The organism is Marinobacterium profundum, from assembly GCF_001528745.1.
GTDB lineage: Bacteria > Pseudomonadota > Gammaproteobacteria > Pseudomonadales > Balneatricaceae > Marinobacterium_A > Marinobacterium_A profundum.
Window position 1 is genome coordinate 1 of record NZ_BCNS01000215.1, and the last position, 1,234, is coordinate 1,234.

Consider the following 1,234-nt stretch of genomic DNA (forward strand, 5'->3'; position numbering starts at 1 on the left):
CTTAATCGATGATCCGTTTCGGCGGGATGTACACGTCATCTTTCGTCGGAGGAGGGCGGTCATAATCATCCGGGCGGGAGTCTGGTTTCGATCTGGACCTTTTGATGATGGGGATACTGAATTCAAATCTGGTGGGTTCCTTTTGGCGGAACCTGAATTTATGCTGCCATTGCGTCCGTCGTTCGATTTCTTCTGCGGAAACCGGGCGCGGCCCGATTATTCCGTTGGCGGTCAGCAGAACTTCCTGAAACGCATTGACGGTCACCGGTGTGCCGGGAGCACGGCGCAATACAACCTGCATTCGACCGCTCAGAATCGTGAGCTCGGTGCGGCCCTGGTGCACATCAAGGTGATATTCGGTCGACCGCGTTTCGGCCCGCCCGCCGCCTTGGGGGGTATCCAGGGTATACAGGCACTCTCCGGTCCCGCCCAGCAGGCGGCCCACGAAAATGTCCCGGACTTCAATATGGCAGCGCCCACGATTGGCGGGCTCAAATGCGACCAGTGCCCCGCTATCGGGTCCGGTACGGACATGGGCGCCGTTCCTTATAGGTGTATTGGTTGCCACCCTGCGGTCATCAAGAAAGATGTTGCTGCCATCGATGTAAAGCGTGGCGATGACATCGGCTGGCCGGCCACGGTGCCAGAATCGTGGCGTTGTGTTTTCGTCGTGCAGAACGTAGCCACCCTGAGGCGCAAATTCTGACAGTCGCATGGGTGCTGCCGTACATGCGCCCAGCAGAATAGCAAAGGCGGTTATGACCATTGTCCTGCAGAGTGCGGAGTCGCGGTTGCTTGGGTACATTTCCTCACCTCATCTCAGGTGTCGAGAGCCCGAGGCCATCGATCCATGATCAGTACCTGGTTGCATTCACCGCCATGTTTAACCGCAACGGCATTGACGCAACCAGGCTAGCGTTACCCTTGAAGTATAAGTACTAAATCGCAGCTGGCCGTATGGGTGTCCTTTTCCACTCAAGTTAGCAGGCTGCAATCGGTGGTGTTGGAGCCGGCACCGGGTGATCTCGGGGTTGCCAATATTATCGTTTCCATTGATTCGTTCAGCAGCTAAAACGCAAGTATTGGGAGTCTTTAAGCCGCCTGTGGCCGATGAATCTAATGGACTATCCTGTTCAGAGTGGGTTACCCAGTCTGAATTTGTTGGCAGCTCTTGCAGGCCCATGTCGTGCCGCGTTGCGCTGACCCTGAGTAAGGTGGGGGAAGCCTAGTAGCC

Annotated in this window: 1 protein-coding gene; it reads left to right on the forward strand. The window is 56.2% G+C overall.

The window, feature by feature from the left end:
* Nucleotides 1-706 (forward strand): hypothetical protein (locus MPRO_RS26255; protein WP_216821370.1); only part of this gene is annotated, 706 nt, incomplete at its 5' end.
* Between the last annotated feature and the right edge of the window lie 528 nt (nt 707-1,234).